The organism is Hymenobacter siberiensis (assembly GCF_018967845.1).
Taxonomy (GTDB): Bacteria; Bacteroidota; Bacteroidia; order Cytophagales; family Hymenobacteraceae; genus Hymenobacter; species Hymenobacter siberiensis.
Genome location: NZ_JAHLZZ010000001.1, coordinates 1,458,543 through 1,480,582, shown reverse-complemented (window position 1 = coordinate 1,480,582; position 22,040 = coordinate 1,458,543). Strand labels below are relative to the sequence as shown.

The following is a 22,040-nucleotide window of genomic DNA, read 5'->3' as shown; positions in this document are numbered from 1 at the left end:
AGCCGTGTGGGCTAGTGTAGCCAGGGCAGCACGCAGCCTGCCTGCCACTACCGGACCAGTCACCTAAAAAATTTCACACTAACTAAAATAAAAATCAGAAAAATTGATATTTATTACTTAATTATATATATTATATTTTTTATAAACCATCGATTGGCAATACCCCTGGAAACCCGTGCCCGGCTGGGCCGATGAAGTACTCACTTTAACGCTTTCCGCATTATGAAAATCAAGGTCTACTTATCACTGCTAATCAGCTTTTTTGCCTGGGCAACGCCACTGCTGCCGGCTTGGGTAGCGGGTACGGGCACCACGGTGGCAGCGGCCTCCATTATCGGCTTCACGCTGGTGAATGCCGATAACAACCTGGACCTTTTCGCCCTGACGCCGGGCATCGTGATAGACCTGGCCACGCTGCCTACCCGCAACGTCAACATCCGGGCCGATACCGACCTGCCCCTGCCGGGCAGCGTGGTGTTTGCCCTAAGCGGAGCCCAAACACGCAACGCGACGGAAAATATCGTGCCCTACGCGCTGTTCAGCGATTTCCAGGGCAACTACTTCCCGTGGTCGCCGCCCGTGGGCAGCTACTCGCTGCTGGCTACCCCGTTTGATGGGCCCGATGGGACGGGGGCCGGCGGCGCGCCCCTCACGCTCAGCTTCACGGTGGTGAATTCGGTGGGCGGCATCACGGGCTTCACGCTAGTGAATGCTGATACGAATGGCGACATCCAGCCCCTGACGTCCGGCACAATCCTCACGCTGGCCACACTGCCCACCCGCAACCTGAACATTCGGGCCAATACCACACCGGCCACGGTGGGCAGCGTGGTTTTCGACCTCACCGGCCCCCAAACTCACTCGGGCATCGAAAATGTAGCTCCGTACGCGCTGTACAGCGACTTAAATGGCAACTACACCGCCTGGACCCCGGTGGGTGGCACCTACACGCTCACGGCCACGGTTTTTGATGCGCCGCAGGGCGGCGGCACCCAGGGCTCAGGGCTGACTATCAGCTTCGTAGTCGTTGCCCCGCCGTTGCCGGTGCGGCTCACGGCGTTTCTGGCCGAGCCGCTAGGGCCGGGCGCGGTGCAGCTGCACTGGAACACGACCACCGAGGAGCAGAACAAGGAATTTGTGGTGCAGCGCAGCGCCGACGGGCGGGAATTCATCGCCCTGGCCCACCTGCCCGGGCACGGCAACACCACGCTGCCGCAGGCTTATCAATACAACGACAAGCAACTGCCCGCCAACCTCACCAAGCTATACTACCGCCTGCAGCAGGTAGATGTGGATGGCACGCGCACCTACTCGCCGGTGCGGGTGGTGGCCGTGGTGCCCGGCGCGGCCCCGGCCATGCTCCAGGCCTTTGTGCCCACGCCCGCCGACGGCCAGTTGCACTACACCTTCGCCGGCCCGGCCACCGGAACCGAGGAGCTGGTGCTGTATTCCATTATGGGGCAGCGGCTGGGGCGGTATCCGCTGGCGGCTTCGGGCACCGGCACCGTGCCGGTGGCAGGGCTGGCAGCCGGCACCTACGTGCTGCACCTCGTGAACGCGGGCGGCAGCTACGCGGGGCGTTTCGTGCTGCCGTAGCGGGACCCAGGAAACAAGTAAGGCCGTCAATGACGGTTTGCGCTGATTCGCACCGACCTCACTCGCGCGCAAACGTGCGCCGTACGGGGCCGCAGGCCGTTTCCAGCTCCAGGTGGTAGAGGCCGCCGGGCAGGCCGCCCAGCTCTACGGTGGCCGGCCCGGCGGGCATATTGCCCTGGCGCAATAGCTGGCCGAGGTGGTTGTGCATGCGATGGGGCCGTAGCGGCCACCCCCGTGATGAGGAGCCGCTCCCGGGCCGGGTTGGGGTAGAGCAGCACCGGCGCTACGGCCCCCGGCCCCATCGCCACCACCGGCGACAACGTGGACGTGCCGCCCACATCTACCTGCCGCAGACGGTAGTAGAGGACCGGCAGGGCGGCGGCATCGAGTAGGGTATAGCTGGTGGGCTGAAATGTGGTGCCGCCCCCCGGCAAGGTGGCAATGGCCCGGCCATCGGCGTTGCGCTGCACCTCGAAACGGGCATTTTGTTGTTCGCTAGCGGTGGCCCAGCGCAGGTGCACGCCGGTGGCCTGGCGCTGGGCGGTAAACGCGGTGAGCACCACGGGCAACGGTCCGGCGGGCGCGAATACCTGCTGAAACGCAATTTGCTGCAAGGCCACGGCGGCGGCGGCGGTGATGCCGAGGGCCACGGCGGCCTGCTCGGTGGGGCCAAGCAGGCGCGGGTCGAGGCTGGTGAGCTAGGCAAACAACACGCAGGCGGCCAGGCAAGAGCCCCACTTGCTGGCGTGGAAATGGTCGGGGCCCCACAGATTCAGCGGGCCGGGGCTGGGATTATAGGGGTTGCGCTGGGCCACGCCGGCCTGTATGGCCCGCAGCCAGGCATCGCCCACGGGGGCCACGGCGGCGAAGCACGAGTTTTGGGCAGCCAGGTAGGCATAGGCCCGGCGCAGGTCGCGCATCATGGTATCGAGGGGCAGGCCCGAGTAGGGCTGGCCGGCCGGGTAGGTCATGTCGGCCCGGGGCCAGGTCTGAAACAGGTAGACCCGGGCGGCGTGGCTGCCGGTGTGCACGGCCTGCTCGAGGCGGGTAGCGTAGGTGAGAAAACTGGCGGGCTGGCCGGTGCGGGCCACGAGCAGGGGCTGCGTGCTGCTTTCCTGAAGCACCACCTGGTCCCACGGCCCCGGCTGCACTACGGCCAGGGCGTTGGTGTAGTGGTACACGAGCGAGGCACCATTCACTAATTCGATGGGGACATCATAGGGCCGGCCGGCCTGGTCGGCCATTTTTTGAAGATGCCCGGCACGCCGCCCCAGGGCCCGGGCGTGGCGGGGTCTAACTGATAGCGCGGGCTGCCGGGCGGCTGGCTGTGGTTTTCGTCGGTGATGGCGGCGGCGTTATAGTTCAGCACCGACTCGTACATGCCGTGCGTGAAGCTGTTGCCGACGAATAGAATGCGTGTTTGGGCGGTAGCCGGGCCAGCCAGCAGTGCGGCCCAGCAGCAGCTCAGCAGCCAGCAGGAGTATAAGCGGTGCACCATATCGGGGGACTGAAGAAGAGAACTGAAACGGGCGAAAAAATCCCCCGCGGTCCGGACCGGACCGCGAGGGTAAAGAGAGTAATAGACTATCCGATTCGAGAAGAAAATCATCATTCCGATACTCCCCTGGCCGGCGATGTGCCAAGCCGCCATCACTGCCGCAGCAGCTTGAGCCGGGCGGCGGCGTGGTTATTTTCGAGGAGCAGGTAATACAGTCCGGCGGCATTGATTTCGTGCGCGAAATCGAGGTGCTGCACCGGGGCCTCGGCCGGGAGGATGCCGGTGGCCAGCGTGGCCCCCAGGGCCGTGAGCAGGCGGTAATGCACCGCGCCCTGCAAGACCTCGGGCAGGCGCAGGAAGAAGCGGCCGTCGGCGGAGGGGTTGGGGTACGCCACCGCCAACGCCACCCCGGACGCGCTGCTACCACCACTGGCCAGGGTCACCCGCGCCGCCTGGTCGCTCACGCTGAAGCTGATGGTGAGCGCCGCGCCCGCTGTGCCCCCGCCCCCGCCGCCCGTGTAGGGCTGGGCCGTGAGCGTGTAGCTGCCCACCGCCGGCGTCCACGCGTTGTAGGTGCCCGCCCCGTTGTCGCCGAACAGCGCGTATGGCGCCACCGACTCGGTCTGGCTGCGCGTGGCCGCCCCGCTCAGCGTCAGCACCACGCTGCCCACCGTGGCCGGGCTGGTTGTGGCCCGCACGTTGAGGTTGCGCGAGGGCAGCGTGGCCAGGTTCAGCGCCGCCCCCGTGGTCAGGGCCTGGATGTCGGTGCCATTGCTCGCGTTCACCAGCACGAAGCCCGTGAGCTGCTGCCCGCCCGAACTCGCCGTGAACGTGGCCGTGATGGCCTTGTTCCCGTTCATTGTTACCGACAGCGGGTTGGCCGTGCCGCTGGCGTCCCCGCTCCAGCCCGTGAAGGCGAAGCCTGCTCCCGGCGTGGCCGTCAGGCTAACTGTGCTGCCGCTGGCGTAGGAAGCCGCATTCGGGCTTTTCGTTACTGTGCCCGTGCCCACCGTGCTGGTGGCCAGCGTGTAGGTAGTGGTCGGGGTAGCCGTGAAGGTGGCCGTGATGGATTTATTTCCATTCATCGTCACCGTCAGCGGATTGGCCGTACCCGTGGCATCGCCGCTCCAGCCGCTGAACTGATAACCCGCCCCGGCCGTGGCCGTCAGGCTCACTGTGGAGCCGCTGGCGTAGGAAGCCGCATTCGGGCTTTTCGTCACCGTGCCCGTGCCCACGGTACTGGTGGCCAGCGTGTAGGCAGTGCCCGCCTGGTCAATCACGCTGAAGCTGATAGTAAGCGGCGTACCCGCCGTGCCCCCGCCACTAGCGGCCGTGTAGGGCGTGGCCGTGAGCGTGTAGCTGCCCACCGCCGGCGTCCAGGAATTATACACCCCGCCATTGTCCGAAAACAGCGCGTAAGGCACGACCGACTCGGTCTGGTTCTGCGTATCTGCGCCGCTGAGGGTGAATACCACGCTGCCCACGGTGCCCGGGTTGGTATTAGCCCGCACGTTCAGGTTGCGCGTGGGCAGCGTGGCCAGGTTCAGCGTCGTGCCGGCGGCAAGGGCCTGAATGTCGCCATTCGTGTCGGCGTTTATCAGCGTGTAGCTCGTCACGCTTTGCCCGGCCGGAAGGGCCGTGAAAGTGGCCGTGATGTTCTTGTTGGCCGTCATCGTCACCGATAGCGGGTTGGCCGTGCCCGAGGCATCGCCGCTCCAGCCACTGAACTGGTAGCCGGCGGCGGGCGTGGCCGTCAGGCTCACGCTCGTACCGCTGGCGTAGGTGGCGGCATTCGGGTTTTTCGTCACGGTGCCGCTGCCTACCGTGGCGGTAGTCAGGGTGTAGCTGGTGGGCGTGCCGCCGGTTTGCTGCCAGAGCTCCATGCCCGAAAAATTGGGCCAGCCGCCGGTGCTGGTGAACTGCACCGAGCCCGTGGCCGCCAGCGTCACGTTGTAGGGCCCCAGCCGGTTCCAGGTACCGGCGGGGCCGGTGCTGTAGTTGCTCAGCTTAACCTGCCCGTTCAGCGAGAGGTTGATTACCTCGGGGCCACTGTCTTCCCACACGTACAGGTAGGCCTGGTACGTGCCGGCGGGCACGGCCGAGAGCGCCACGCTCAGGTCGGGGCCGAAAACAGCCTGCTGAATCATGCCCGCGCGCACGGCATCGGTGGTGGGCACCAGCGCCACGGCCTGGTTCTCGAAGGTTGAGCCGTTGGTTGAATAGTTGGCCGCCGTGGAGCCGCCCCAGGCGTTGCCATCCAGCGTGAGGGCCGGCCCGCCCAGGTTGATGGCCCGGTAGAAAGTATAGCCGCCCCCGCCCGAGGTAGCCGTGAAGGTAGCCGTGATGGATTTGTCAGCCGTCATCGTCACGGCAAGGGGGTTGGCCGTACCGCTGGCATCGCCGCTCCAGCCCGCGAAGGTGTAGCCCGCCCCCGGCGTGGCCGTGAGGCTCACCGTGCTGCCGCTGGCATAGGTAGCGGCATTGGGGTTTTTGGTCACGGTGCCGGTGCCCACCGTGGCCGTGGTGAGCGCAAACGGCCCGGGAGCGTTCGAATCCGTCACCGTGAAGTTTATGGTGAGGGGCGGGCGGGCGGTGCCGCTGCCATTGGCCCCGCTGTAGCCGGTGGCCGTGAGCTGGTAGTTGCCCACCGGCGGCGTCCAGGAGTTGTAGTCGCCGTTCACATCCAGAAACAGCGCGAAGGGCGCCGCGTTATCGGTCACGGCCTGGGTTTGCGGGCCGGTGAGGGAAAACACCATGCTGCCGGTAGTGGCCGGGTCGGCATTGGCCCGGATGTTCAGGTGGCGAGTGGGCAGCGTGGCCAGGTTGAGAATGGCCCCATTGGTCAGGGGCTGAATGTCGGCGTCGGAAGCGGCGTCGGCATCAACGAGCGTGAAGCTGGGCGTGGTGCAGTCGGGGTCGAGGCGCACCTGCTGGGTGGTCGAAAGCCCGCCGGCATCGGTCACGGTCAGGGCAATGGTATAGTAGTAGGCTTCGGCCCCGCAGCCGTAGGGGCCCACAATGGTGCTGGTTTGCCGGGTGGTGTCCACGGGGTCGGGGTGCAGGTGCGTGAGGTGGTGCAGCACCGTTTGCCACTTGTAGAATAGTAGGTGGCCGCTCTGCTCATTGTCGACCACGGTGGCCCGCAGCTGGTAGGTGGTGTTGCCCGTGAGCGGGTACACTGTGCCCGCCGCCGGACTGGTAATGGTGACCTGCGGCGGGGTATTGTTGGCCGAAATCGTCAGCGAAGCCTGGTTGGTCAGGCCCTGGGAATTGGTCACGGTGAGCATGACGGTGTATTGCGTGGCGGCCGAAGTAGCCGGCGAAAACGTGTGGCTGGGGTTGGCCGCCGCGCTGGTGGCCGTGCTATCGCCGAAATTCCAGCTATAGGTGAGCGGGCTACCGTTGGGGTCGGTCGAATTGCTGCCGGTGAGCTGCACCGTGAGCGGGCCGGGGCCATAGGTTTTGTTGGACGTAGCCACCGCCACCGGCGGGCTGCCGGTAGTCACGTAGCTGATTTTGCGAATTTCCGAAGGGTAAAAGTTGACGTAGAACAGGCCCGTTTCGCTTGGGCTGGTGCCAAAAAACACCGGCACGGCCCCACTGTCCACGAAGCTGCGCACCGCGCTAGGCTGGTTGCTGCTGTTCACGGTCATGCTCTTAATCCAGCCGCCCACGTAGTCCCCAAAAAAGTAGGAGTTGGCGTACGGGGCCGGAAAGTCGCTGTAGGGATAAAACACCCCGCCCGTCACCGAATTACCCCCGAACTGCGCCCCGCTCACCGGCGAGTCCGCCGCCCCGATATTAACCGTGGTGGGCGTTTGCCCGCTGAAGGTGCCCGTGCGCGACGGCCCCGGCCCGTGGCCCCAGTCGATGAGCGGCCGGGTGTGCACAAACGTGGGAATGCTAGCCGGAATCGATTGCGACGTATTGCACGAATTAGTGAACGTAGCCGTGCCGCTCGGCGTGGCCAGCTTCAACAGGTCCTGAAAGTAGAAGAACTGCTTGGTGCAGCCGCCCGTGTTGTAGAGCGGGTTGGGCGCATCGAGGTTATACACGTTCGAGTTGGTGAACGCCGAATAGGGCGTCAGGCCCTCAAACAGCGGCCAGCCCAGGTTCACGCGGGCGCGGTCCACCACCGTTATTTCTTCCCAGGTGGAGGCACCCACCATGCCCACGTAGAGCGTGCCGGGGTTACCCTGGGCGGGGTCGGGGTTGCCGGTGCCGGGCCGCAGGCTCATGCGGAAGGGCGTGCGCAGGCCCAGGGTCCAGACTTTGGAGCGGGGCGCGCCGGGGCTGGCGGCGTCATAAAAGGGGTTGCTGGCCACACCGTTGCCGGTGGCGGGGTCCAGGCGCAGGATTTTACCACTTAGGCAGTCTACCAGCTGGGCGCGCAGGGCGCCTACGTTCTCCTTGGCGGAGATGATGCCATCGGCCAACGCCTCCGCGTAGTAGGTTTCGTTGTAGCTGCCTAAATCCGGCGCCCAGTGGGCCCCGTCACCGGTTGAGACCAGCAGCGTGCCATCGGTGCCAAACACCAGCGAGCCGGTGCAGTGGCCGTCGTGGGTCGAGGGAATGCCCGTGGACTTGGTGGCCCCGAGCAATATTTTGCGGCTGGCCGGGTTCACGGTGTAGCCCGTGCCGCTGGGCGTAGCCGTGTAGCGGGTGATGCGGCCAATGGTGGCGCTGTAGTAGTTGTTGGTCGTGGCGCTATAGCTGGCCGTGCCAAAGTTCAGCAGGTAGTGCCGGTCCACCACGTACAGCAGGTACATGTAGCCGTTGGCGTCGAAGTTCGGGTCGAGGGCGAAGCCCAGCAAGCCGTGGTCGGCCCAGGCCCCTACTTCGGGCGAAATGTCAATCAGCTGCTGGCGCTGGCCGTTCACCACCACCCAGACTTTGCCCGGCCGCTCCCACACAAACATCTTGCTGCCGCTGCTATTGAAAGTCAGCCCCACCGCCTCATTCCAGCCCGAGGAAACGGTGGTGGAAGTGAAGCCCGTGGGCGGCGTCTGGGCCTGCACCTGCGCGTTGCCTAGCAGCAGCAACGCGCAGAAAATGGCGGTAAAAATATTTTTCATAACGGAAAGGGTGCAACTGCATCGGAGGTAAGCGTGAGGTGGGTAAAAAATGAATGGGTATCGGCGGCTGCCGCGTGGCCCGGCCGTAGCCGGGGCCACGCGGGCCTAGTCCTCGTCGGTGAGGAAGCGGTAAAGCTTGGTGAGTGGGTCACCCAGAAAAGCGCCCACGCTGGTATCGCGCAGCGCAAACTGCACGTCATCGGCCCGGCGCACGCGGCGGCCGTAGCGGTACTTCAGGTAGTTGGCAAACGGGATGTAGCGTCCCTCCCGAAACGGTGCGGGGGCCACCGCCCGGCCGGCCGCCACCTGGCAGGCCAGCAGCGGAAAGTTCACGCCCGCCGCCAGTGCCGAGCCCACTACCGTGAGCCAGAAGCGGGTGTTTATTTCGATGACCTTGATTTGGCGGGCGCGGGCATCGTAGCGCAGGTCGAGGTGGGCCACGCCGTTCCAGCGCAGGGCTTTCATCAGGCGGTCTACCACGGCCAGCACAGCATCGTGGTGCACAAATTCGATGGCCTCGGTGGGCGCGTACTCGTCGCCGGTAGCCACCAGGCCCTTCTGAATGGAATGAGCAACGAGCTGCCCGTTCTGGTACAGCACGTTGCAGTCGATGTCGTAGCCCTCGATGCAGTTCTGCACAATGTAGCGGCTGCCGTCGGGCAGCGCGGCCACGGCGGCCAGCAGCGCCTCGGGCGTGGCGTAGCGCACAATGCCCCGGCCGCCGGCCCCCTCAATGGGTTTCAGCAGCACCGGAAATTCGAACTGCGCCAGCTTGGCCGCCAGGTTGTGCCAGATATCCACGATGGTATCGGGCGCGGGAATGTTGTACTCCTGCATGAATACGCCCAGCAGGCCCTTGTCGGTGGCAATTTCGTAGTATGCAGCGGCCGGCAGCGGCAGCAGCGGCACGGCGGCCGCCAGCGCCGCGCGGTGCTCAATCACGAAGCGCATGCCGGCCACATCCACCGGCAGCAGCACTTCGGCCCCGGTGGCATGGGCGGCATTCTGCACGAAGGCCACGAATACCTCCGCCGGGCTCTCGGGCCCCAGCAGGTGAAACGAGCGCACGTAGTGCGAAAACTGGTACGGGCTCCGCGCATCGCGCGACAGCAGATGCGCCCGCACGCCCGGCTGCCGGCTCAGGCAAAACAGCACGGCCCCGGTGAGGCGGTACTCGCCCTCCAGCACCAGCACCGTGAGCGGAGCCGTGGCGGGGCGCGGAACGGCGGTTTTGGCCGGAGCGGCAGCGGCGGCATCCGGCCGCGCGGGTAGTTGGCCGGGGTGTTTCAAAAATTCAACCAGAGCGGGGTTCATGGCAATGAGGCTTCGGTAAAAGGGCAGAAAAAAAGGCAGCGTTAGTTGCTGGTTGATGGCTACAGGTTGGCCAGGGCAAAACCGGCGGGCACGAGCGGCGCGGTAGTGGCAGCCAGCATGGGCGGGTTGAAATAGAGCTCCTGCTCGCGGCGCAGCAGGTCGATGAGGCGGCCGGGGGGCAGCGCCACGTCGTCGTAGGTCAGCACCTGGTCTTTGGGAATGTCGCGCAGCAGGCGACAGCCCTCGGCCACGCCAATGGGCAGCAGGTTTTCGGTGCGGGCCACAGCATAGTTTTCGGCCAGCCCATACGTCATGTAATGGCCGATGCCGTCGAGCATATCGCCGGCCCGCAGGTCAATTTTAGCGGCCGTTATCACCTCTACTTTGGGCGCGCCGGCGGGGGCCAGGCAGGCATCGCCAAAGAGCACCGCCCGCGCCACCGAGTTCGGCGTTTCGAAATGGCACAGGTGGTAGGGCGTGTAGAAGCAGTACAGCGGCCCCGGCCCCAGCTTGTACAGCTTGAGGTAGTGCTGCTGAATGGGGTCGTCGTGCGTACCCAGGATGAACACGCCGGGGCCGGGCTCGGCCCCCACCACGTAGTCCACAATGCCGGGGCCGCCGTCCAGCAGGCGCTCCTGGGGGTACCATTCGGCGGCCTTGCTAATGGGCGTGCCCGGGGCCACGGTGGGGCCGTACATGCCGCGCCGAGCCACTTCCATGCCCAGCGCGTTGGCAATCACGGCCTGCTCGAAACTGATTTTGCTGCCGTCGGCGAAGCTCGTGACCATGCTCGGGTTCTGGCCCCACTGCTTCGCAAAGCCCTCCTGCGTGGTGGGGTTGCGGTAGGGGTCGTGCAGGCCCTTGATGTTACCGCACAGCACCGGCTTCACGCCCAGGCCCAGCACGAAGCGCGCCAGATTAAGGGTCACGCCGGGCTGGTCGCCGTCGCTCACGGTGTATACCACGCCGGCGCGGTCGGCGTACACTTTCAGAATGGCGCCGGCCGTGCCGTCCAGCTCGGCATTCAGCAGCACCACGTGCTTGCCGTGGCGGATGGCCTCCATCACCACCTGCGCGCCGTGCTCCACCGCCCCGGTCACCTCGATGATGGCATCGATGCCCTCGGCGCGGCTCAGCAGCAGCGCATCGTCGGTGATGGCGCGCTCGCCCCGCGCAATGCAGGCTTCCAGCGCGTGCACCGAGCTTACCTCGGTAGTGCCCAGCTCGCCGGCCTCGTGGTAGGCCCGGCGGGCCTGCCCAATGGTGCGGTTGGCAATGGCCACCAGCTCCATACCGGGCACATAGCGGCAAATTTGCAGGGCCACGCCCCGGCCCATAAAGCCCGCGCCCACCATGCCCACCCGAATGGGCTGGCCGGCCTGCTGGCGTTTCTTCAAGGCATTGTCAACGAGTATCATGATGCAGAAAGAGAGGTGAGAAAAGCAATTTGGGGGCACCAACCGGTCTGACCGCCTGGGGCGGTCAGACCGGTTGGTGCAAGCGCCATTAGGGTTCGCCCGAGCTTGCGCCGCTGGGTTGGTTCGGGGTTCGTTTGGCCGGGCGCACCGGTCTGACCGCCGAGGGCGGTCAGACCGGTGCGCCCGGCTCAAGCAGTCACCAGCTCCTGCCCCGGCACGGCCCGCCCCTGAAAATCGGGGTGCGCCCGGTCTTTTTCGGAGATGAGCACGGGCTCAAAGGGCCAGCGGATGCCGATGGCGGGGTCGTCCCAGCGCAGGCCGCGCTCGGCCCCGGGCGTGTATTTGGCCGATACCTGATAGCATACATCGGTATTATCCTCCAGGGTGAGGAAGCCGTGGGCGAAGCGGCCGGGCACAAACAGCATGCGGTAGCTGTCGGCCGTGAGCTCCACCCCTATCCACTGCCGGAAGGTGGGCGACTCCTCGCGCAGGTCCACTATCACGTCCAGAATCGCGCCCCGGGTGCAGCGCACCAGCTTGGTTTCCTCGTAGGGGGGCAGTTGGTAGTGCATGCCGCGCAGCGTGCCCCGGCGCGGGTTGAAGGACAGGTTGGCCTGCTGCGGCGGCATGGCAATGCCGTGGGCAGCAAACTCGTCTTCGCACCAAGAGCGGGCAAAAAAGCCGCGCTCATCACTCAGCCGGTTCACGTCGATGATGAAGGCCCCGGAGAGTTTGGTTTCGGTAAATTTCATCGTATCAAAAGCAAGGTTGAAGGGTTGATTATTGGCAGTTGATTCTTGGTTTCGGCCATCATGCTGAGCGTAGCCGAAGCATCTCGCGTGGATTAGTAATCCAATCGTATTGATTAGCTGAAGCACGCGAGATGCTTCGGCTACGCTCAGCATGACGTTCTTTTGATTGACGTTCTCCTAGCTCAGATGGCTCACACCACCATCAGCTCAGCCCGGTAGAGCGGCACGGCGGCTTTGGTGGGGCACAGCGCCCAGGTCAGGTCCTCGGTCAGCTCGTCCTGCTCGCGCAGGGCGGCCAGCACGCGCAGCCGCATCAGGCGCGAGGCCCGGAAATTGGGGTCGCGGAAACCCATTTCCACCAGCTTGCGCTGCAGCTCGCTGATGGTATCGGCCAGGGTATGAATGGGCTGGTGGTCGGGCGCAAGGCGGCGGAACAAGCTGAAATCAACGCGGTACGAGCGCAGGTCGGGGGCGGCGTCGGGGTTGAGGCGCACCGTGGTGCCGGGGATGGCGGCGGCCACGGCCTCGGCCAGCTCGCGCACCCGGTAGTTCCAGGTGTTGGCCCCGGCGTTCACAGCCACGAAAGCCCCGCCGTTGCTGGCTTCCCGCGTCACGGCCCAGCCAATGGCGCGGGCCATGTCCAGCACATGAATGAGCGGCCGCCAGGGCGTGCCGTCGCTCAGGATACTAATTTCGCCGGTGGCCACCGCGCCGGCCACAAAGTCGTTCAGCACTAGGTCGAGGCGCAGCCGGTCGCTCCAGCCGCAGGCCGTGGCAAAGCGCAGGCAGGTCACCCGGAAGTTCGCATCGGCCAGCGGGGCGAGGTCGCGCTCGCTGGCTACTTTAGAGCGGGCGTAGGCCGTGAGCGGGTTCAGCGCGGAAGTTTCGGTTTTGGCATCCTCGCCGCCCAGCCCGTACATGCTGCACGAGCTGGCAAACACGAAGCTTTTCACGCCGTAGGTTTTGGCGCGCTGGGCCAGGGCAATGCCGGCGCGGTAGTTCACGTCCATCGTCACGTCCTCGTAGGCGGTGCCCATGGGGTCGTTGGAAATGGCGGCCAGGTGCACCACAGCATCCACGCCGGCCAGCAGGCCCGAGGGCAGCATCCGCACATCGCCAAAAACCTGGCGGTCAAGCCGCGACTCGGGCAGGCGGGTAGCCCCAGTGAGGCAGTGGGCAAAAAAGCCCATGTCGTAGCCAATCAGCTCCGCGTTGGGGTAGGTTTGTCGGAGGTGGCGCACCACGCCAGGCCCCACGTAGCCCATGTTGCCGGTGATGAGAATGCGGGCAGGTTTCATAGCACAGTCAGTTATTGGTGAGGTGTATACAGTCATAAATCGACCAGAATATCGTGCCGGGCTCGCCAACCCATCGCGACCGTGGGAAGGGGCTCCGTTCTATCTTAGCGGAGCTGCGGCAATGCGCCAGCGGCACCCGGCACGGCGTTCATGGTTGGTGTTTTTAGTCGCTGGGCATGAGGCAGGTAGCGGCGGCGCGGCCACGGCCGGCCGGCTCGGCCAGCGGCGCGGCCAGAATGGTTTTGAGCTCGGGCGCGGTTGCGGGGGCAGCGGGGGCCTGGTCCCACAGCTTCCATTCGGCCTTGCCGGCCTGCCAGAGCTCCTCCAGCATGTTGCGGTCGCGCAGGGTATCCATGGGCTGCCAGTAGCCGGCGTGGCGGTAGGCGGCCAGCTGCCCGGCGGCGGCGAGGTGCTCTAGAGGGGCCTTTTCCCACACCGTCTGGTCGTGGTCGAGGTAGTCGAAAATGCCCGGCTCCAGCACGAAAAAGCCGCCGTTTATCCAGGGCGTTTCGCCGCCCTCGGGCTTCTCCATAAAGTTGCTCACGTGGCTGTCGCCGTCGCCCAGGTTGAACACGCCGAAGCGGCCCGGCTGCCGCACCGCCGTGAGCGTGGCCAGCACGCCCTGCGCCCGGTGGTATTCGATGCTGGCCGCGATGTCGACGTTACTCACGCCGTCGCCGTAGGTCAGGCAAAACGTTTCATCATCCAGGTATTTCTGCACGCGGCGCAGGCGGCCACCGGTCATGGTTTCCAGGCCGGTATCTACCAGCGTCACGGTCCAGGGCTCGGCGTTGTTGCGATGAATCTGCATCTCGTTGCGGTCCATCCGGAAGGTCACGTCCGAGTTCAGCAGGAAATAATCCGAGAAATACTGCTTTATCATGTGCCCCTTGTAGCCGCAGCAAATCACGAAATCGGTGATGCCGTGGTGGGCATAAATCTTCATGATGTGCCACAGAATGGGCTTGCCGCCGATTTCGACCATGGGCTTGGGCCGCACGCCGCTTTCCTCGCTGATTCGGGTGCCGTAGCCGCCCGCTAGTATCACTGCTTTCATGTGAGTTGGTGAAGTGGTGAGTTGGTGAAGTGGTGAGTTGGTGAAGTGGTGAAGTGGTGAAGTGGTGAGGTGGCGAGGTGGCAAATGAGACAAACTCACCATCTCGCCACCTCACCATTTCACCACTATCCAAGCGTGGCGCGGGCCATCAGGTAGATAAAGCGGGTGTTGGTGACGAAGTAGCGACGAGCCAGGCGGCGCGGCTCCTGCCACAGCCGGAACGCCCATTCCAGCCACAGCTTGCGGGCCCATGCCGGCAGGCGCGGCTCCAGGCCGGCATACACCCGGAAGGCCTGCCCCACCCCCAGCATGCACGCCCCGATGCGCCCCTGGTGGGCCGCCATCCAGCGCTCCTGGCGCGGGCAGCCCAGCGCCACAAACAGTAAATCCGGGTCGGCCGCGTTGATGGCCGCTACCTCGGCGGCATCCTCCGCATCCGTGAGCTCGCGGAAGGGCGGCGCATACGCCCCTACTATTCGCAGGGTGGGCAGTTCCCTGCGCGCCCGCCACACCATGGCCTCCAGCACATCGTCGGTAGTGCCGTAGAAATACACCGACTGCCCTCGCTCGGCGGCGGCGCGCAGCAGCGCGGGCAGCAGGTCCATACCGGCCATGCGCTCCTGCGCCGGCCCCCGAAACCAGCGCACAGCCGCCGCTACCGGGCTGCCATCGGGCGCGACCACGGCCGCGTTGTTCAAAATCTGCCGGAACTCGGCGTTGCGCTCGGCCTCTACCAACATGTGCACGTTGGCAAAGCACACGTAGGCCGAGGCCCGCGCCGCGCCCAAGCCCAGAATGGCGTCGACGAAATCGGCGGTGCACCCTGTCGAGATGTTGGCGTGCAATACAGCGTGTTTTGGCAGCATTATTTTTTGATGTGGGAATGTGGGGAATGTGGGGAATGTGGGAAATGTGGGGAATGTGGGAAATGCGGGAAATGCGGGAAATGCGGGAATACGTTGACTATCAACACTATCATATAGCCTCATTTTCACACTCTTCACATTTTCACATTCTCATATTCTCATATTCTCATATTTTTCAATAAGCGTTTTCCTCGCCCTTCACCATGTTGCGCACGGTCTTGCCGATAATCTGCAAATCGAGTACGAACGACCAGTTCTGCACGTATTTCAGGTCGTATTCCACGCGCTTTTCCATGGCGTTGGGGGCGCGGGTTTCGCCCCGGAAGCCGTTCACCTGGGCGTAGCCCGTGATGCCGGGCGTCACGGCGTGGCGCAGCTGGTAGGTGCGGCCGCGCTTGGAGTATTCCTCCAGCTGCGACACCATATTGGGCCGCGGCCCCACCACCGACATATGCCCGAGCAGCACGTTGAAAAACTGCGGCAATTCATCGAGATTATACTTGCGCAGGTAAGCGCCCACGCGGGTCACCCGGGGGTCGGCCTTGGTGGCCTGCAACTCGGTCTGGCGGTGGTCGGCGCGCATGGTGCGCAGCTTGTAGCACGGAAACAGCTTATTGCGCTTGCCCGGCCGCATCTGCCTGAAAAACACCGGCCCCGGCGAATCGAGCTTGATGAGCAACGCCAGCACCGGCAGAATAATGGGAAACAGCCCCAAAATCACGAGCAGCGAAAACGCCAGGTCGAACCCCCGCTTCAGCACCTGGTTGGTGCGAAAGCCCAGCGGCTCCTGCCGCACCATAAGAATGGGCAGGTGGTCGTGGAAATACACGCCCACATCCTGGCCCACCGTGCCCTGGTAGTCGGGCACGATGCGGAAGGCCAGGAAATGGTCTTCCGCGAAGCGCGACAGCTCCTCAATCAGGTCGTGCCGGTCGAGCGGCAGCGCGTAGTAGATTTCGTCTACCGACGTGCTCAGGCAGTAGCTCATCAGGTCCGTTACCGCGCCGCGCCGCAGAGCCCGCAGGTTGGTGGGCAGCGCCTCATCCGTAAAAAAGCCCTTAAACTGGTAGCTGGTCGAGTCGTCGGCCGTGAGGGCGTGGTACAGCTCCTGCCCGCTCTGGCTGGCCCCCACTATCACAAAGCGGTTGTGCAGCCGGGCAAAGTACCGCAGCCAGGTGCGGTAGCCAAACGTGATGCCGAAGCGCCCCACCACCACGCCCACCACCGAAAACCCATAAATGGCCGCCAGGTAGCGCGTCGACAGGTAATCGATGCGCAGCGCCACCACCGTGCCCACCACCAGCACGCCGTGCAGCAGAAACGCCTTCAGCAGGTGCCGCAGCTTCTCGCCGTAGGAAATGCGGCGGTCGCGGCGGTACACGTTGGCGTACTGCCGCGAGAGCAGCCACCACAGCAGCGCAAATGTGATGATGAAAAAGGGCATGTCGCTCCTCATCGCCCACGAGTGCCATACGACCAGTTGCGCCGCATGAAAGGCCAGCCAGATAAGGATGCCATCCATGGCCAGCAGAATAAAGCGGGAAGTATCCGAGTACCGTACATATCGTTCCATAGCTCAGGAAGTAACAAGTTGCTCACTGCCCCCAGCCGGCAGCTGCTCCGGGGTGAATATAGAAGTAAGATAGTGCTTTAATATTTAGTTACCAATATTAAATATGATTAAATATTAGTTTAATAATCTTAGTTGTAGAAATAGTTATACGTCTTATAATTGAAGCACAGAGCATTATCTCTTTTAATATTAATTAGTTTATATATTTATTTTTCTAATTAAATGCGTACTACCCGCATCCTCAGGGCTTTACCGCTTTCTGGCATGGCTATCACCGTCGGGGCTCACTACCCAGCGGCGCGGCCAGGGTGCCCGGGGGCATTGCCAATCCAGGGCTTATTTCTACTACCGGCATCACAACAGCACACATTTATTTTTGAATCAATTTAATATACAATATGTAATTCGTAAAATCATATGTACATTTGAGGGATTTTCAGCCTTAAGCATCTGTTGCCCTTCTATTCCGCTCACAGTAGGCAGCAGTCTGGTCTAAAGCGTGTAGTATGGGCCGGCAATGGCATTCAGGGCCACTGCCAGCGTCGCCGGAAGCCCCGCCAGCCCTTTCCAGGTAAGCCTTTCGTATTTGTTATCGCCGCCACGGCGGCCTCAGCAGCTTTCCTACCATGGGCTTGTATCACCTTCTATACCAAAGCCAGGCTCTGGCCAGCTTCAGTCTGCCAGAGCTGCTGGAGCTGCTGCACCAATCCCACACGTACAATGTGGCACGGGGCATCACGGGCATTCTGCTGCACGCCCCCAACGGCCAGTTTCTGCAGCTGCTGGAAGGCGAAAAAGCGGCCGTGCAGCACCTGTACTACCACCGCATTGCCACCGACCCGCGCCACGAGCACCTCATCGTGCTGAGCGAGGGCCACAACATAAAGCGGGTGTTTTCGGACTGGAGCATGAGTTTTCGCTCCGGGGCCGGGCCATTGGCGGTACCGGGCTACCTGGCCCCCAGCGCGGCCTACTTCCGGGTGAGCAACCTGCCCCACGTCCTGCCCGAGCTCAAGCGCCTGCTGCTGGATTTCACGGCGGGCTACGACGATAGCCCCATGGCTGAGAGCATGATTGGCAGCCGGCGCTAAGCTCAACCCCGGTTTGTACCGTAGACACTGCGAGTAGGGACCAAAAAAATACCGCCCGGCCAAATTGGCCGGGCGGTGCAGCATACCCAGAAAAATGAAGGCGGGCTTAGCGCGAGAACACCGACGTATACACTGAGGCTTTGCCGGCATCGCCTTCCGAATAAGCGAGGCGCAGCGTGGTAGCCGTCAGCTCGGCCACGGCGAAGCGGCGGGTGCGGTCGGCCTGCGTGAGGATGAGCGAGTCGGCCGAAGCCGTCAGGCGCCAGGTGCCGCTCACGGGCTCGGCGGTTTGCTTGCCGGGGCGCGGGCCGCGCAGCAGCGTATAGGTGCCGTCCGACTTATACATGGCATTTTGCACCAGCATGGAAGGCCGGACCTGGGCAAACAGGTCGGAGGTGGCGGCCGGGGCCGTGCCTTCGGCGGGGGCACTCACGGTGAGGCCGGTCTGGCGCCAGTTGCCGGTGGTGAGCAGGTCCGGCTTGGCCAGCGTGGAGGCCGCAGTGGACGATTGAGGCGAGCTATTTACTTGCTCGAGCTCTTTTTCGCAGGAAGCTAAGGTCAGCGCGGCGAGGGCTACACCCAGGAATAGGGGCATTTTTTTCATGCAAACAACTTTTGGGGTTACGCCGTCCCGCAACAGGGACGAACATAGTGAAACATCTAGTTATTTAACGGGTAAGCATTCGAATTCAGCATCAGGACTATATCTGACACTCGGGAGCCTAACTTTTCTCATTTTATTTTGGTTCAGCCATTCGCGGAAAAAGCCTATTATTAGAATTTTCTATTTGGAAAGTTACATTGAATATTTTTAGATAAAAAGGCTCTATTGCAGCACATTATAAGTACAAAATATGGCTATCAGCCAATTTACCTTACATTTCTCTTATGGTGATATTGGTTTTGTTTTAAATCCACTTTTATTATTACGCAGCGGCAGTGTGCCGGCGGCCGGCAGCCCTGGCCGGCCCAAGGCCAGCCCCACGGTGCAGTGTTGTAGCAAGTCGCCGACCTGTTTCGTGGCAAAGCATGGCGCGGCACCAACGGGCGGGCGCTCATACCAGACCACTATTTTTTCATTAAAAAAGTAAATGCGCATAATCAGAAGATAAATATAAAAATATATTATTACATTTAAACTATACCTTTCTACATTATCCACATGATTAACCCTTACCTCCCTGCCCCATCCGTTGGGGCTCCGGCTCTGACGGCGGGCCAACTGCTGCCCATGTTCAGCACGTTTGTACACCCCAGTGCAGCCCAACGTGTGGGTAATGTACTGGCCAGCAACTACTTGAGCGAGGGAAAGCTGGCGCAGGAATTCGAAGCCCGGCTGAGTGCCGAGCTAGGCATGCGCCACCCGGCGGCTCTGAACTCGGGCACCAGTGCACTGCACCTGGCCCTGGAAGTGGCCGGCATCGGGGCGGGCGATGAGGTTATCCTGGCGCCGCAGACTTTCATCGCCTCGGCCCTCACGGTAGTGCAGGTGGGGGCCCGGCCGGTGTTTGCCGATATTCAGTACGAAACCGGCAACATCGACCCGGCCGACATCGAGCACCGCATCACGCCACGCACCAAGGCCATTATGGCGGTGCACTGGAGCGGCTACCCCTGCGACCTGGCCGAAATTCAGGCCCTGGCCGACAGGCACGGGCTGGTGGTGATTGAGGACGCGGCCCACAGCCCCGGGGCCAGCTACCGGGGCCAGGCCATTGGGGCCATTTCGGATTTCACCTGCTTCTCGTTTCAGGCCATCAAGCACCTCACCACCGGCGATGGGGGCGCGCTGTGCGCCCGCTCGCCGGAGCTGGCCCGCGAGGTGTTTCGGCGGCGCTGGTTTGGCATCGACCGGGCCCACTCGCCGGTGAATGAGCTGGGCGAACGCGAATACGACCTCACCGACGTGGGCTACAAATACCATCTATCAGACTACGCCGCCGCCCTTGGGCTGGCCAACCTCGACGGCTTTGCCGGGCGCATGACGGCGCGCCGCGCCCGCGTGCAGCAGTACCGCGACGGCCTGTGCCGGGTGCCGGGCCTCACGCATTTTGTGCACCAGCCCGACCGCGAAAGCGCCCATTGGCTGTTCGGCTTCCACGTCGAGAACCGACTGGGCTTCGTTCGGGCATTGCGGGCCCGGGGCGTAGCGGCATCGGTGGTGCACGATGGCATCGACCACAACGCGCTGTTTGGGGGCAAGCGCCCCGACCTGACCCGGCAGCGCCACTTCGACGAAACCCAGATTCACATACCCCTGCACGATGCCCTGACCGCCGAGCAGGCCGCTTATATCGTGGATGTAATCAAGCAAGGATGGTGAGCCCGGCCATGAAAGTCGTACTGTTTGGCCATACCGGCTTTGCCGGCCGCAACATGGCCCGGGAGTTGTGCCAGCGCGGCGTGGCCTACGTGGGCGCGTCGCTCAGCACCGGCCTCGACCTGCGCGATGCGGCGGCCACGGCCGCTTTTCTGCGCGCCCAGCGCCCCACGCACATCGTGAACTGCGCGGCCCACGTAGGCAGCCTCAACTACGTGACGGAGAAGGCCGCCACGGTAATTGCTGATAATTCGCGCATGATTCTGGGCATGTACGAAGCCGTGGCACAGGAATGTCCGGACGCCCTAGTGGTGAACCCCATCGCCAACTGCGCCTACCCGGCCGAGGCCGATGTGTTTGAGGAAAGCGGCTGGTGGAACGGCCACCTGCACCGCTCGGTGCTGAGCTACGGGGCCAGCCGTCGCCTGCTATGGGCCACCGCCGAGTGCTTCGAGATGCAATACGGCGTGCGCAGCATCCACCTGCTCACGCCCAACATGTACGGGCCGTTCGACTCAACCGACCCCAACAAAGCGCACGCCCTCAACGCGTTGATTTCGAAGTTTGTGAAGGCCGAAAAGCTGGGCCAGCCCGAGCTCTCCATCTGGGGCACGGGCCTGCCCATCCGCGAGTGGCTTTACGCGGCCGATTTTGCCCGCCTGGTGTGGGAAGTGCTGCAAAACCCTGCCCGCCCCGGCCTCGACCAGCCCACCAACCTAGCCCAGAACGACGGCCTGAGCGTGCGGGCGCTGGTGGACATCATCCAGGCCAAATTCGGCTACCACGGCCAACTCCGCTGGGATGCCAGCAAACCCGATGGCGCGCCCAAAAAGGTGATGGACGACGCCAAATTCCGCCAGGTATTCCCGCTGTTCCGCTTCACCGATTTTCAGGACGGCATCGCCGAGACTGTCAAGTATTACGAGTCGGTGTTTCCGTATTGAGTTGCCGGGAATGCCGCAAAAACGACCTGTCATCCTGAGCTTGCGAAGGATGACAAATGTGCGCAACAGCCGAATTGCTAAATGGCTTCATTAACGAAGCGCCCTCAAAACCAGAATGGAATCTCCAAAATAGCTCAGCTTGGCGAATACGCGGACTTTTTTGCCCCCTGTTCACGTAGTAAGGGCCATTACCCTCTTGCCAACCGATGCACAACACTCTCCTGCGGTACTTCCGCCTGCCCGCCCTAGCGCTGGCCCTGCTGCTGGCTGCCTGCCAGAAAGAAGCCGTGGCCCCCACGCCCGGCAACCCCACCGCAACCACCCAGCCGCTGCCTGAGCATCTCACAATGGGCAACCCCAGCGGAGCTACCGCCGACATCGCGCAGCCCACTAACTACCTGCTGATGAAACCTCCATATGCGCTCAGCTACCACCGCGACCGGGGCATTCCCAACTGGGTGAGCTGGCACCTGAGCGCCGACTGGCGCGGCAGCGCCGCCCGCCAAGACGACTTCCGGCCCGACAACACCCTGCCCGCCGGCTGGTACCAGGTGCAGGCCAACAGCTACACCGGCTCGGGCTTCGACCGCGGCCACAACTGCCCTAGCGCCGACCGCACCAGCACCGTGGCCGATAACTCGGCCACGTTTCTCATGACCAACATGATGCCCCAGGCCCCGCGTAACAACCAGCAGACGTGGGCCACCCTGGAAAACTACTGCCGCACCTTCCTCGACGCCGGCAATGAGGTCTACCTCATCTGCGGGAGCTACGGGCGCGGCGGCACGGGCAGCAACGGCTACGCCACCACCCTAGACCAGGGCCGCGTGACGGTACCGGCCCGCTGCTGGAAAGTCATCGTGGTGCTGCCCACCGGCACCAACGATGCCGCCCGCGTCAGCGCCAGCACCCGCATTATTGCCATCGACACCCCCAACGACAACTCCCTCAGCACGGCGTGGGATACCTACCGCACCAGCGTCGATGCCATTGAAACGGCCACGGGCCTCGACCTGCTTTCGGCCGTGCCCACCGCCGTACAGCAGGTCATCGAAGCCCGCGTCGATAACGGCCCTACCAACTGAGCGGGCGTGCCTAGAGCGGCTTGCAGACTGGCATACAGCGCCATTGTTGCGGGATGCTGGCGAAAACGGGCCTGCCGGTCCGACTGCCCTAGACGGTCGGACCGGTTGAAGCACCTTCGATTTCGTCCTTACGACAACCGGTCGGACCGCCTA

Annotated in this window: 18 protein-coding genes; 5 read left to right on the top strand and 13 right to left on the bottom strand. The window is 63.4% G+C overall.

Annotated features, from left to right (window positions below; all coding sequences use genetic code 11):
* Window positions 1-222: 222 nt before the first annotated feature.
* Window positions 223-1,596, top strand: coding sequence for a T9SS type A sorting domain-containing protein (locus KQ661_RS06265; protein WP_216679855.1), 1,374 nt, complete (start codon window positions 223-225; stop codon window positions 1,594-1,596).
* Window positions 1,597-1,622: 26 nt separating this feature from the next.
* On the opposite strand, the gene KQ661_RS06260 is transcribed toward KQ661_RS06265, so the two are convergent.
* The 11 genes from KQ661_RS06260 to KQ661_RS06210 all read right to left on the bottom strand — a co-directional run bounded on the left by KQ661_RS06260 (window position 1,623) and on the right by KQ661_RS06210 (window position 16,447).
* The gene (locus KQ661_RS06260; RefSeq protein ID WP_216685942.1) at window positions 1,623-2,246 is read right to left on the bottom strand and encodes a hypothetical protein; all 624 of its coding nucleotides are present in this window, start codon (window positions 2,244-2,246) and stop codon (window positions 1,623-1,625) included.
* A 48-nt stretch (window positions 2,247-2,294) separates the two neighbouring features.
* Complete coding sequence (locus KQ661_RS06255; protein ID WP_216685941.1) at window positions 2,295-2,840, bottom strand: hypothetical protein; 546 nt, start codon at window positions 2,838-2,840, stop codon at window positions 2,295-2,297.
* Entirely contained in the window at window positions 2,795-3,094 is a 300-nt protein-coding gene (locus KQ661_RS06250) for a hypothetical protein (RefSeq protein WP_216685940.1), read from the bottom strand. Before KQ661_RS06250 ends, KQ661_RS06255 begins: the two co-directional genes overlap by 46 nt.
* A 152-nt stretch (window positions 3,095-3,246) precedes the next feature.
* The gene (locus KQ661_RS06245) at window positions 3,247-8,169 is read right to left on the bottom strand and encodes an InlB B-repeat-containing protein (protein WP_216685939.1); all 4,923 of its coding nucleotides are present in this window, start codon (window positions 8,167-8,169) and stop codon (window positions 3,247-3,249) included.
* 105 nt (window positions 8,170-8,274) lie between these two features.
* Window positions 8,275-9,483 carry an ATP-grasp domain-containing protein gene (locus KQ661_RS06240; protein ID WP_216685938.1) on the bottom strand — a complete coding sequence of 403 codons (1,209 nt, stop codon included), beginning with the start codon at window positions 9,481-9,483 and terminating at the stop codon, window positions 8,275-8,277.
* 59 nt (window positions 9,484-9,542) lie between these two features.
* Window positions 9,543-10,901 carry an NAD(P)H-dependent oxidoreductase gene (locus KQ661_RS06235; RefSeq protein WP_216679850.1) on the bottom strand — a complete coding sequence of 453 codons (1,359 nt, stop codon included), beginning with the start codon at window positions 10,899-10,901 and terminating at the stop codon, window positions 9,543-9,545.
* Between the two features lie 188 nt (window positions 10,902-11,089).
* On the bottom strand, window positions 11,090-11,653 hold the full coding sequence (gene rfbC / locus KQ661_RS06230) for a dTDP-4-dehydrorhamnose 3,5-epimerase (protein ID WP_216685937.1): 564 nt from the start codon (window positions 11,651-11,653) through the stop codon (window positions 11,090-11,092).
* Window positions 11,654-11,844: 191 nt separating this feature from the next.
* Window positions 11,845-12,951: an NAD-dependent epimerase/dehydratase family protein gene (locus KQ661_RS06225; RefSeq protein ID WP_216685936.1), complete on the bottom strand. Its 1,107-nt coding sequence runs from the start codon at window positions 12,949-12,951 to the stop codon at window positions 11,845-11,847.
* A gap of 163 nt (window positions 12,952-13,114) precedes the next feature.
* Complete coding sequence (gene rfbF, locus KQ661_RS06220; RefSeq protein ID WP_216679847.1) at window positions 13,115-14,008, bottom strand: glucose-1-phosphate cytidylyltransferase; 894 nt, start codon at window positions 14,006-14,008, stop codon at window positions 13,115-13,117.
* A 125-nt stretch (window positions 14,009-14,133) separates the two neighbouring features.
* Window positions 14,134-14,874: a WecB/TagA/CpsF family glycosyltransferase gene (locus KQ661_RS06215; RefSeq protein ID WP_216679846.1), complete on the bottom strand. Its 741-nt coding sequence runs from the start codon at window positions 14,872-14,874 to the stop codon at window positions 14,134-14,136.
* A gap of 175 nt (window positions 14,875-15,049) precedes the next feature.
* Window positions 15,050-16,447 (bottom strand): exopolysaccharide biosynthesis polyprenyl glycosylphosphotransferase, encoded by a 1,398-nt coding sequence (locus tag KQ661_RS06210; RefSeq protein ID WP_226915742.1) that lies wholly within the window; start codon window positions 16,445-16,447, stop codon window positions 15,050-15,052.
* A gap of 632 nt (window positions 16,448-17,079) precedes the next feature.
* Here KQ661_RS06210 and KQ661_RS06205 point away from each other — a divergent pair.
* Window positions 17,080-17,538 (top strand): BLUF domain-containing protein, encoded by a 459-nt coding sequence (locus tag KQ661_RS06205; protein WP_216679845.1) that lies wholly within the window; start codon window positions 17,080-17,082, stop codon window positions 17,536-17,538.
* Window positions 17,539-17,644: 106 nt separating this feature from the next.
* Here KQ661_RS06205 and KQ661_RS06200 read toward each other — a convergent pair whose 3' ends face one another.
* Both KQ661_RS06200 and KQ661_RS06195 read right to left on the bottom strand, forming a co-directional pair.
* Window positions 17,645-18,142 (bottom strand): hypothetical protein, encoded by a 498-nt coding sequence (locus tag KQ661_RS06200; protein ID WP_216679844.1) that lies wholly within the window; start codon window positions 18,140-18,142, stop codon window positions 17,645-17,647.
* A gap of 282 nt (window positions 18,143-18,424) precedes the next feature.
* Window positions 18,425-18,637 carry a hypothetical protein gene (locus KQ661_RS06195; protein ID WP_216685935.1) on the bottom strand — a complete coding sequence of 71 codons (213 nt, stop codon included), beginning with the start codon at window positions 18,635-18,637 and terminating at the stop codon, window positions 18,425-18,427.
* A 63-nt stretch (window positions 18,638-18,700) separates the two neighbouring features.
* Here KQ661_RS06195 and KQ661_RS06190 point away from each other — a divergent pair, with 63 nt between their 5' ends.
* From KQ661_RS06190 to KQ661_RS06180, 3 genes are all read left to right on the top strand, one after another.
* A complete protein-coding gene (locus KQ661_RS06190; RefSeq protein WP_216685934.1) occupies window positions 18,701-19,861 on the top strand; it encodes a DegT/DnrJ/EryC1/StrS family aminotransferase in 1,161 nt (386 codons plus the stop codon).
* An 8-nt stretch (window positions 19,862-19,869) separates the two neighbouring features.
* On the top strand, window positions 19,870-20,802 hold the full coding sequence (locus KQ661_RS06185) for an NAD-dependent epimerase/dehydratase family protein (protein ID WP_216679841.1): 933 nt from the start codon (window positions 19,870-19,872) through the stop codon (window positions 20,800-20,802).
* 206 nt (window positions 20,803-21,008) lie between these two features.
* Complete coding sequence (locus KQ661_RS06180; protein ID WP_216679840.1) at window positions 21,009-21,887, top strand: DNA/RNA non-specific endonuclease; 879 nt, start codon at window positions 21,009-21,011, stop codon at window positions 21,885-21,887.
* Window positions 21,888-22,040 lie beyond the last annotated feature (153 nt).

Bases quoted from the DNA above. Each gene is read 5' to 3' on its own strand.
- KQ661_RS06190 (WP_216685934.1), top strand. From the start codon at position 18,701: ATGATTAACCCTTACCTCCCTGCCCCATCCGTTGGGGCTCCGGCTCTG.
- KQ661_RS06245 (WP_216685939.1), bottom strand. From the start codon at position 8,169: ATGAAAAATATTTTTACCGCCATTTTCTGCGCGTTGCTGCTGCTAGGC.
- KQ661_RS06265 (WP_216679855.1), top strand. From the start codon at position 223: ATGAAAATCAAGGTCTACTTATCACTGCTAATCAGCTTTTTTGCCTGG.
- KQ661_RS06225 (WP_216685936.1), bottom strand. From the start codon at position 12,951: ATGAAACCTGCCCGCATTCTCATCACCGGCAACATGGGCTACGTGGGG.
- rfbC (WP_216685937.1), bottom strand. From the start codon at position 11,653: ATGAAATTTACCGAAACCAAACTCTCCGGGGCCTTCATCATCGACGTG.
- rfbF (WP_216679847.1), bottom strand. From the start codon at position 14,008: ATGAAAGCAGTGATACTAGCGGGCGGCTACGGCACCCGAATCAGCGAG.
- KQ661_RS06250 (WP_216685940.1), bottom strand. From the start codon at position 3,094: ATGGTGCACCGCTTATACTCCTGCTGGCTGCTGAGCTGCTGCTGGGCC.
- KQ661_RS06240 (WP_216685938.1), bottom strand. From the start codon at position 9,483: ATGAACCCCGCTCTGGTTGAATTTTTGAAACACCCCGGCCAACTACCC.
- KQ661_RS06235 (WP_216679850.1), bottom strand. From the start codon at position 10,901: ATGATACTCGTTGACAATGCCTTGAAGAAACGCCAGCAGGCCGGCCAG.
- KQ661_RS06200 (WP_216679844.1), bottom strand. From the start codon at position 18,142: ATGAAAAAAATGCCCCTATTCCTGGGTGTAGCCCTCGCCGCGCTGACC.
- KQ661_RS06195 (WP_216685935.1), bottom strand. From the start codon at position 18,637: ATGCGCATTTACTTTTTTAATGAAAAAATAGTGGTCTGGTATGAGCGC.
- KQ661_RS06255 (WP_216685941.1), bottom strand. From the start codon at position 2,840: ATGGCCGACCAGGCCGGCCGGCCCTATGATGTCCCCATCGAATTAGTG.
- KQ661_RS06210 (WP_226915742.1), bottom strand. From the start codon at position 16,447: ATGGAACGATATGTACGGTACTCGGATACTTCCCGCTTTATTCTGCTG.
- KQ661_RS06215 (WP_216679846.1), bottom strand. From the start codon at position 14,874: ATGCTGCCAAAACACGCTGTATTGCACGCCAACATCTCGACAGGGTGC.
- KQ661_RS06185 (WP_216679841.1), top strand. From the start codon at position 19,870: ATGAAAGTCGTACTGTTTGGCCATACCGGCTTTGCCGGCCGCAACATG.
- KQ661_RS06180 (WP_216679840.1), top strand. From the start codon at position 21,009: ATGCACAACACTCTCCTGCGGTACTTCCGCCTGCCCGCCCTAGCGCTG.